Origin of the sequence: Cupriavidus sp. HMR-1, from assembly GCF_000319775.1 — a bacterium.
Taxonomy (GTDB): Bacteria; Pseudomonadota; Gammaproteobacteria; order Burkholderiales; family Burkholderiaceae; genus Cupriavidus; species Cupriavidus metallidurans.
This window is the reverse complement of record NZ_ANKP01000018.1, coordinates 1-1,163: the sequence shown is the minus strand read 5'-3', so window position 1 is coordinate 1,163 and position 1,163 is coordinate 1. Positions and strand designations below refer to the sequence as shown.

General features: G+C 68.4%; 1 pseudogene. It reads right to left on the bottom strand.

Going from position 1 to position 1,163, the window contains the following annotated elements:
* Positions 1 to 1,163 (bottom strand): annotated as a pseudogene (locus tag D769_RS00255) (hypothetical protein); the annotation flags it as partial.

Sequence of the window (1,163 nt, the reverse complement as noted above, 5' to 3'; positions counted from 1 at the left end):
CGCGGCGCGTAGCGCGATGCCCCCGGCGGCGACATCGGGCAGCCACGGCGTTGGCACCCGTGCCTCGCGATGGATCACGTACTGGCCAGCCGCGAGCCGGTCGCCAGTCGGGTTATCCAGCGACGGCAGGGCTGGCGGCACTGCGACGGTGGTGGCAACGTTCGCCAGCGCCGTGGGGGTGATCAACGCCACGTCAGTGCCCGGGCCAGCATCGTAGAGCGTGCCCGATTCGCGCGCGGCCAGCGCGTACGCGTCACGGATACCCGATGCGGACCCGAACATCGGATCGAACAGACCGTGGGTCTCGCACAGCGTTTGCGACGCCTTGGGTGGCACCACATGCCGCTCGTTCGCGGGCGTGTAGGCGAAATCGGCGGAAGCGGGCAGCTTGATCGCATCGGCAAACGCGCCGGTCGTCAAAAAGGTGGCCGGATCGGCGTCGTAGTTGCTGCGAATGACCATGCGTTCCAGCGACTCCCCCTCGCTGGCACGTGCGCGCTGCACCAGCACCGGCGGGTCCACCGGCTCGAAGCGCCAGTACGTGACTGGCTGCGTGACCTCCAGTTCGTTTTCTCCATCACCGAGCGAGGGATCGTCGACATCGAGGCTGTTACCGGCGAGATCGACCAGCCGCGCGCGCAACCGATAGGCAAAGCCGAAGCGCAGCCGGGGCAGACTGCCTTTCGCGGCCACGAAGCTGGTCAGGATGCCGTTCCCATCGGCAGCGGCGACGGCATCGGTCACATCGGTCGGCACTTCGGCCTGCACGCCCGAATCGCCATCCTGCGCGCGCAGCGTCCGGCCTGGACGCGGCACTACCAGGCTCCATCCAGCCCAGCGGAACAACGATTCGTGCAGATAGTGATCGTCTGGGTCGGCGCCGCTGGCGGGGTTGGCGGTACTCGTCGTCGATGCGCCCTTGACATAGCCCTCGTCATCGGCAGGCAGCGAGAGCTTCGCGCCCGTCGCGGCAATCTGGTACGCGCCTTGCCGCCGACACAGCGATTGCCAGCGGCCCGGCTTGCCTCCGATGATCGGCTGCACGTCGACCCTATACCCGCGCAGCACATCTTCCGTGAACAAGGCAATGCCGGCTGAAGCCGCCGCGCCGCTGCGGACGGCGCCATCCTTGGCGGCGCTGCTGGCGGCCCCGAAGGCCAGCG